This window comes from Arthrobacter sp. B055-34, assembly GCF_059090425.1.
The window spans coordinates 39,193-46,823 of sequence record NZ_JBNHFQ010000018.1 but is presented as its reverse complement, the minus strand read 5'-3'; the positions used below and the strand labels follow the sequence as shown (position 1 = coordinate 46,823).

The following is a 7,631-nucleotide window of genomic DNA, read 5'->3' as shown; positions in this document are numbered from 1 at the left end:
CAGCGCCAGCGCTGCTTCCCGGCAGAGGTCCTGCCGTTCTTGACCAGTACGTCTCCACAGACCTGACAACGGGAGGAATTGCAAGCACCATTCACAACTACTGGTGCTAAGGCATAACGAACCCCGTTTTACTGCACCAACACAGGGAAGCAAGCCGATTCGATACACACTTTTTTGCCTATAAGCCAGGATGCGACTAGGCCCACCGCGCCGCAGATACGAGCACGACTGAACCGCCTTCGTCGAATGGAGAAGTCCGCCATGTTGAAAATCGCGATCATCCTCGGCAGCACCCGCCCCGGCCGCACTGGCTCGCCCGTGGCCAACTGGGTTTATGAGCACGCCCGCCAGCGTACGGATGCCGAATTCGAGCTGATCGACGTCGCCCAGCAGAACCTGCCTCTGCTCGACGAGCCGATGCCGCCGTCCACCGGGCAGTACAGCAAGGACCATACCAAGGCCTGGTCGGCGAAGATTGCCCCGTTCGACGGCTACATTTTCGTCACCGCGGAGTACAACCATTCGGTTCCCGGCGCCCTGAAGAACGCCATCGACTTCCTGTACGCGGAGTGGAACAACAAGTCGGCCGGATTCGTCAGCTACGGCAGTGCCGGCGGCACCCGTGTGGTGGAACACCTGCGCGGGATCGCGGCCGAACTGCAGCTGGCCGACGTCAGGGCCCAGGTCTTCCTGCCCTTTCGATGATGAATTCGACGACGACCAGGACTTCGTCCCCACGGACGAGGCCACCGAGGCGCTCACGCCGCTCTTCGACCAGGTCATTGCCTGGGCTGGGGCGATGAAGACGCTGCGCAGCTGACCTGCCCCGCTTCGCGCACTGGCCGCCGTCGATGGTAAGACTGGAACGTTAAGTTGGTAGGCGTGGAGCACAGGGGAGCGCAGATGTTAGAACACCGGCATGGTGAATACAAGGTCCTCGGCGGCAAGCTGGTTGTCGCCGACCTGGACGTCCTTGATGGCCGGCTGGCCAACGTTTCAATCAGCGGGGACTTCTTCCTCGAGCCCGACGAGGCGCTGGCGGACATCAACGCAGCCCTGAACGGACTCTCCGCGGAGGCCGGCCACGGCGAGTATTCGGCAGCCATTTCCGCCGCGCTGGCTGCCGACGTCGTGCTTTTCGGATTTTCGGCCGATGCGGTGGCAGTGGCAGTGCGGCGCGCCTTGGCCAAAGCGACTGGATGGCTTGACCATCACTGGCAGGTCATCGGGCCGCAGACGCTACCCATCCACCTCAACGTTGCCCTGGACGAGGTACTGGCACGGCGGGTGGGCGAAGGCAAACGGCCGCCCGCGCTGCGCCTGTGGGACTGGGACGAACCGTCTGTGGTCATCGGCAGCTTTCAGTCAGTGCGCAACGAGGTGGATCCGGACGGAGCCGAGCGCCACGGCGTCACGGTGGTCAGGCGGATCACCGGTGGCGGAGCGATGTTCATGGAGCATGGCAACGCCATCACGTACTCCCTGTACCTGCCGCAGACCCTCGTGGACGGACTGTCCTTTGAAGCCTCGTACTCGTTCCTGGATGCCTGGGCGATGGCCGCACTGAAGAAGGTGGGCGTAGAAGCCTTCTACCAGCCGCTCAATGACATTGCGACGCCGGAGGGCAAGATCGGCGGGGCTGCGCAGAAGCGGCTGGCCAGCGGTTCCATGCTGCACCATGTGACCATGTCCTATGACATCGATGCGGACAAGATGACCGACGTGCTCCGGATCGGCAAGGAGAAGCTTTCCGACAAGGGCATCAGCAGTGCCAAAAAGCGGGTCGACCCGCTGCGCCGTCAGACCGGGTTGTCCCGCGCCGAGATCATCACCACCATGATGGATACCTTCAAAGACCGCTACGGGGCGGTGGAGGCCGGGGTCTCCGAAGAGGAACTGGCTGCCGCCAGGGAACTCGCGGCCACCAAGTTCGCCACCGACGAATGGCTCAACCGCGTGCCCTGAACCTTCGGTGCAAGGAATTCCGAAACGAGGCGGTTGAAGTCGTCGGCGCGCTCGATCGCCGCAACGTGCGAGGCCCCGTCTCCACGGATGACTTCGAACCGTGCGCCGGGGATCGCGTCGGCGACCTCGCGCGCTATCCAGGGTGGCGTCAGCAGGTCCTGCTCGCCAACAAGTACCAGAGTGGGTGCCGTGATTGCGCCCAACCGGTCCACGGCGTCGAACTGCAGGTAGGCATCTGCCTGCCGCCCGTAGGCCTCGGGACTCATCGGATACGGATTGCTTGCCAACAGCGCGGCAGTGTCCCGCACGGCCTCGCGGTTCCGGAGGAAGGCTGTGGAGAACAGCGACACGAACTGCTGGCCGCCAAACACCTGCCCCGTAGCGTCGTTCGCCTTAACCCAGCTCCAGATCTGGATCGGATCGACGGCGCTTCGTGCCGGCGCGGCTCCCGTTGCGGCGAGCACCAGCCGATCCAGCCGGTCGGCGTGCCGTAGGGCGAATTCCTGGGCAATCATCCCGCCCATGGAAAGCCCCAACAGGTGGGTCCGGGCAATCCCCAGCGCGTCAAGCAGGCCGGACAGGTCATCCGCCATCTCCGCAATGGTGTACGGATGGCTGGCTTTCGAGCTGCGGCCCGCGTCGCGGTTGTCGACCAAGACCACCCGGAACTGGGTGGACAGGGCCGGGACCTGCGCCAACGTCCAGAGCGACGAGTCGTAGCCTATTCCCATCACCAGGACGAGTTCAGGTCCTTCTCCATGAATTTCGTAATACAGCACCTGCCCGTTCGTCTGCACCGTGCCCGATGATGGCAGCTTTGCCTGGTTCGTGTTCATTTTGATGCTCCTTGTGACTGACCCGTCATCGGCTCGCGGCGTCTCCCGCGGCCAGAGGTCGGGCTTGGTAAACCCCTACGCGTGAGGAACACTGTTACTTGGGTAACCCCCCGGTGTTACACCGGGGCCGGGTCTGAGCAGGCATGCCTGCGGATCGGTGAGCGATGTACGACGACGCCGAAGCGCCGCTGGTGGAGCAGGCGCGCGAGGCATACTCCAGCGGCGAGTGGTCGCAGGCGTACGACCTGCTCGTCGGACTGGACGCGCGCGGCCGGCTTTCGGTGCAGGACCTGGGGCTTCTGGCCGAAGCCGCCTATGCCGCCGGTCATCTCGACGTGACGATCGAGGCATGGGAACGCGCGCATGCGGAGGCTGTGCGCCTCGGCGACCCGATCGCAGCGGCCGGTGCGGCGGCCCGCGTTGCCTTGCATCTGCTCATGGATACTGCTCTGATGGCGCCGATCCGCGGGTGGGTCAAACGGGCAGAGCGGCTCTTGGTGGGGCAGGAGGAGACGCCGGTCCATGCCTGGCTGGCGGTCATCAGGAGCTACGAGCGCCTGATGATAGGCGACGTCGGCGCCGCGCGCGAATGGGCCGGCCGGGCCGTCGAGGTGGGATCGCGCTGCAACCCGGCAGCGGCTGCCGTCGGCAGGGTGGCAGAGGCCCACGCCGTAATTCTGGAGGGGGACGTCCGCCGGGGCCTGATACTCGTCGACGAAGCCGCGGTGGCCGCCGTCTCCGGTGAACTGGATGCCATATCGACGGGAATGGTTTACTGCGAGCTCGTGTGCATGCTCCAAGGGCTCGCTCAGTACGACCTCGCCGAGGAGTGGACGGAGGCCATGGAGCGGTGGCGCCACGGAAACGGTAACGGCAGCACCCATGGTCGCTGCCGTGTCCACCGTGCCCAGATCCTGCGGCTTCGCGGGGCAACCGCCGAAGCGGAGCAGGTGGCACTGGCGGCCTGCGCGGAGCTCCGGCCATATCTTCGGCGCGAGTTCGGATGGCCACTTACAGAATTGGGCCGCGCGCGATACCAGTTAGGCGATCTAAACGGTGCAGAGGAAGCTTTCCTCGCAGCTCGCCAGGCTGGCTGGGATCCGGAACCGGGCCTCGCCCTTGTGCGGCTTGCTCAGGGCGACGTGGCTTTGGCGGCAGCATCCATCCGCGACTCACTCGAACATCCCGTGACCGTCCCTTCCAAGGAACTCCCGCCGAACAGCGCACTACGCCGGGCTCCGCTGCTGGCCGCGAGTGTCGAGATCGAAGCGGCGGCCGGAGACCTCGTGGCCGCCCGTGACTCCGCCGACGAACTTGCCCAGATAGCCGCCTCGTTCGAGAGCAGTGCATTGTCTGCCAGCGCGGCCATGGCGAACGGCCGAGTGCGGCTCGCCGCCGGTGAGGTGCCCGGCGCCCGGAGTGCCTTCCAGAGTGCCGTGCAGCTGTGGAGCCTGGTAGGAGCACCCTACGAAGTCGCCTTGGCGCGCACCGGGCTCGCACAGGCGCACCGCGCTGCGGGGGATGAAATCAGTGCCGGCCTGGAGCTGGCGGCTGCCGATGCCGCCGTCGAAATCCGTAGAGCAGGCCATAAGGCAGAGGAGAGCAAAAGCGGACCCAACTCCTTTCGCCGGACAGGCGACTACTGGTTCATCTCATTCGAGGAAAACAACGTTGCCCTGCGCGATCTGAAGGGGCTTCACTATCTGGCGCGGCTCCTCGCACATCCCGGCAGGGAGTTCCACGTGCTCGACCTCGTATCGAGCGGGACTGATCCAGCTGCGGTCCATGCGGGTCTGCCTGATCCCGAGCTCCCGTCTTCCGGCTGGGGAGACGCAGGCCCCATGCTGGACGACCAGGCGAAGAACGCCTATCGTCGGCGGCTTGCGGAGATCGATGAGGACCTCGATGAGGCCCGTCTCATGCGGGACCGCGGGCGTGTTGTCCAGGCGGAGGCGGAACGCGAGTTCCTCATCCGCGAGCTATCTAGGGCTGTCGGACTCAGCGGGCGTGGCCGGCGCGCCGGCTCCGCATCCGAACGCGCCCGCGTCAGCGTGACCCGGGCAATCCGCCATGCCATGGACCGGATTCGTGAGCACGACCCGCCGTTGGCGGAGCACCTCGAGCGGACCATCCGGACTGGGACTTACTGCGTCTACCTCCCAGACTCACGCGTCAACGTGGCCTGGGTAACCTGATCAGAATGCCTGGACCAACTGCCGCCCCTGCACAGTCAGGGCGCGGAGCAGATGGTCGCGCTGCTCGATGACGATCCGGCGCAGGGCGGCCGGCGCGTCGCTGTGGCCGGCCAGCCATTCGTCGGTACGAACAACGACGGCGTGCTGCCGCGGCTCGGCGCCCGGCTCGAGGTCCTGGGCAAGGGGATAGAAACCTCTTGCAATGCGGCTGGCAATCTCGATGCTCTTCTGCGCCCAGACGCTTTCGATGCTCTGGAAGTACGGCTCGACGTAGGGATCCAACAGTTCATGGTCGGCGGCGGTAAAGCCGTCGATGGTCGCATCGAGCAGTTGGTTGGACAGTTCGGATCCGGCCACTGCGTCAGCCCAGGCCTGCGCCTTGACCTCAGGATCGGGACGCGCTGTCATGGCTGACATGTGGCCTGCTCTGCCGGCTGCGTTCAGGTCCGCCGCCAGCTCCGTGTCCAGCTGCTCCTGGTTGGCGTGGCCGGTGGCGGCGAGTGCCTGCCAGAAACGCCAGCGCAGGTCAGTGTCCAGCGTCAGCCCGGCAACGCTTTCAGTGCCGTTCAGCAGGTCTGCGATGTAGCCGGCATAGCGCGGGGTCGAGCGGGATAATGCGGCCAGGGACCGGGCCCAGGTCAGCTGCTGGTCGCTGCCGGGCGCGGCCTTTCCCAGTTCCAGCCGCACGGAGTCAACAAAGCGCTCCCGCTGTACCGTCCGCTCAACTGCGGGCAGGTAGCGGTCCAGCGCTGTCCTGGCACAGTCGAGCAGCATTTGCAGCACGCCGTTGTCCGATTCGGCGGGAGCGAAGCGTTCCACGGCGCCTAGGTAGTCTGCCGGTGCCAGCAGCCCGTCGCGGGTCATGTTCCATAAGGTTGACCAGCACAGGGCGCGGGCCAACGGATCGGTGATCTTATCCAGGGCAGAGAGCACGGTCTGCAGCGAGGCGGCATCGAACCGGACCTTGGCGTACGTCAGGTCGTCGTCATTGACCAGCAGCAGCGCCGGGGCTGGCCGCCCCGCGAGCTCCGGAACGTCCGTCGCGGCTCCGGCCAGGTCCAGCTCTACAGAATCGGTCCGCACCAGAGCACCACCGGCGTCGAAGTTGTAGAAACCGAGCCGGAGCCGGTGCGGCCTCTCTACGGTCCGGGCGGTGACGGGATCCATTGCCTCCTGGAGCAATCGCACCCGGGCCAGCCGGTCGCCGTCGTACTCAATCTCCGGAACCAGCGTGGAAATGCCGGCAGTCTGCAGCCACAGGGAGGACCAGCGGCGCATATCCCGCCCTGAGGCGTCGCTGAGGACAGTCAGGAAATCGTCCAAGCTGGTGTTCGAGTAGGCGTTGTCCCGGAAGTACTGCCGGGCGGCATCAATAAAGGCGTCGAAGCCGACGTAGGCGACCAGCTGCTTGAGCACCGAGGCGCCCTTGGCATAGGTAATCCCGTCGAAATTCTGCTTGGCGGCCTCCAGGTCCCGGATATCGGCGACGATCGGATGCGTAGTGGGCAGCTGGTCCTGCACATAGGCCCAGGCCTTACGGCGGTTGGCGAAGGCAACCCAGGCGTCCTTCCACGCGGTGGCTTCCACCAGCGCCAGCGAACCCATGTAGTCGGCGAAGGATTCTTTGAGCCAGAGGTCGTCCCACCACTGCATCGTGACGAGGTTGCCGAACCACATGTGGGCCATCTCGTGCATAATGGTGTTTCCGCGTGCCTGGTACTGGGCATCCGTGGCCCTGGATTTGAAGACGTAGGTCTCGGTGAAGGTGACCAGCCCCGGGTTTTCCATGGCACCGAGGTTGTATTCGGGCACGAAGGCCTGCTCGTACTTGCCGAAGGGATAGGGGTACTCGAACAGCTCGTGGAAAAAGTTCAGTCCGGCCTTGGTGAGCGCGAGAATTTCCTTCGCATCGAAGGCCTCCGCCAGCGATGCCCGGCAATAGGCCCCCAACGGGACCTCCAGTTCGGTGCCGTCCGCAAGGGTGCGCTTCCAGCTGTCCTCGACGAAGTGGTACGGGCCTGCGAGGACCGTGGTGATGTAGGTGGAGATGCGCTCGGTCGGGGCAAAGCGCCGGATCGAGAATCCGGGCGTGGAGGTCATCTCCTCACACACCGCCAGCGGGCTGTTGGAGGACACCTGCCAGTCCGACGGCGCAGCGACATTGAAGGTGAAGCTGGCCTTCAGGTCAGGTTGTTCGAAGTTGGCGAAGACCCGGCGGGCATCGGCCGGCTCATACTGCGTATACAGGTAGATCCGGCCGTCCGCAGGGTCCACGAACCGGTGGAGTCCCTCGCCGCTGCGGCTGTAAGGGGCAGTACCGACGATGGTGACTTGGTTTTCGGCGGCCAGGTCCGCGAGGTGGATACGCGAGCCATCCACGACGGCGTTCGGATCCAGCTGGATCCCGTTCAGCATGACCGAGTGGATGCCATCGTGGATGAAGTCCACAAAGGTCCCGGCTCCCGGTTCATTGCACCTGAACGTGATGACGGAGCGGGAAATGTAGCCGGTTGCCTCCGGGTCCAGGACACCTCGCAGGTCCAGCGCTACATCGTAGTTCTCGACTTTGATGAGTTCTGACCGTCGGCGGGCCTCTGACCGGCTAAGATTCTCGTTCTTCACCCGGCCCATTTAA

6 protein-coding genes are annotated in these 7,631 nt (G+C 64.9%); 3 read left to right on the top strand and 3 right to left on the bottom strand.

What is annotated here, in order from left to right; genetic code table 11:
* Window positions 1-95 (bottom strand): transposase-like zinc-binding domain-containing protein (locus tag AC5RWO_RS21385; protein ID WP_498731395.1); only part of this gene is annotated, 95 nt, incomplete at its 3' end.
* 166 nt (window positions 96-261) lie between these two features.
* Between AC5RWO_RS21385 and AC5RWO_RS21380 the strand changes: the two genes are divergently transcribed.
* Both AC5RWO_RS21380 and lplAB read left to right on the top strand, forming a co-directional pair.
* Window positions 262-705 carry an NADPH-dependent FMN reductase gene (locus tag AC5RWO_RS21380; protein WP_498733937.1) on the top strand — a complete coding sequence of 148 codons (444 nt, stop codon included), beginning with the start codon at window positions 262-264 and terminating at the stop codon, window positions 703-705.
* 198 nt (window positions 706-903) lie between these two features.
* Window positions 904-1,965, top strand: coding sequence for a lipoate-protein ligase LplAB (lplAB, locus tag AC5RWO_RS21375; RefSeq protein ID WP_498733935.1), 1,062 nt, complete (start codon window positions 904-906; stop codon window positions 1,963-1,965).
* On the opposite strand, the gene AC5RWO_RS21370 is transcribed toward lplAB, so the two are convergent.
* The gene (locus tag AC5RWO_RS21370; RefSeq protein ID WP_498733933.1) at window positions 1,860-2,801 is read right to left on the bottom strand and encodes an alpha/beta fold hydrolase; all 942 of its coding nucleotides are present in this window, start codon (window positions 2,799-2,801) and stop codon (window positions 1,860-1,862) included. The two genes, lplAB and AC5RWO_RS21370, sit on opposite strands and share 106 nt — an antisense overlap.
* A 164-nt stretch (window positions 2,802-2,965) precedes the next feature.
* On the opposite strand from AC5RWO_RS21370, the gene AC5RWO_RS21365 reads away from it, so the two are divergent.
* Window positions 2,966-4,996, top strand: coding sequence for a hypothetical protein (locus AC5RWO_RS21365; protein ID WP_498733929.1), 2,031 nt, complete (start codon window positions 2,966-2,968; stop codon window positions 4,994-4,996).
* Here AC5RWO_RS21365 and pepN read toward each other — a convergent pair whose 3' ends face one another.
* Entirely contained in the window at window positions 4,997-7,618 is a 2,622-nt protein-coding gene (gene pepN, locus AC5RWO_RS21360; RefSeq protein WP_498733928.1) for an aminopeptidase N, read from the bottom strand.
* Window positions 7,619-7,631: the final 13 nt, after the last annotated feature.

Coding starts and splice junctions, on each gene's coding strand:
- AC5RWO_RS21370 (WP_498733933.1), bottom strand. CDS start 2,801: ATGAACACGAACCAGGCAAAGCTGCCATCATCGGGCACGGTGCAGACG.
- AC5RWO_RS21365 (WP_498733929.1), top strand. CDS start 2,966: ATGTACGACGACGCCGAAGCGCCGCTGGTGGAGCAGGCGCGCGAGGCA.
- lplAB (WP_498733935.1), top strand. CDS start 904: ATGTTAGAACACCGGCATGGTGAATACAAGGTCCTCGGCGGCAAGCTG.
- AC5RWO_RS21380 (WP_498733937.1), top strand. CDS start 262: ATGTTGAAAATCGCGATCATCCTCGGCAGCACCCGCCCCGGCCGCACT.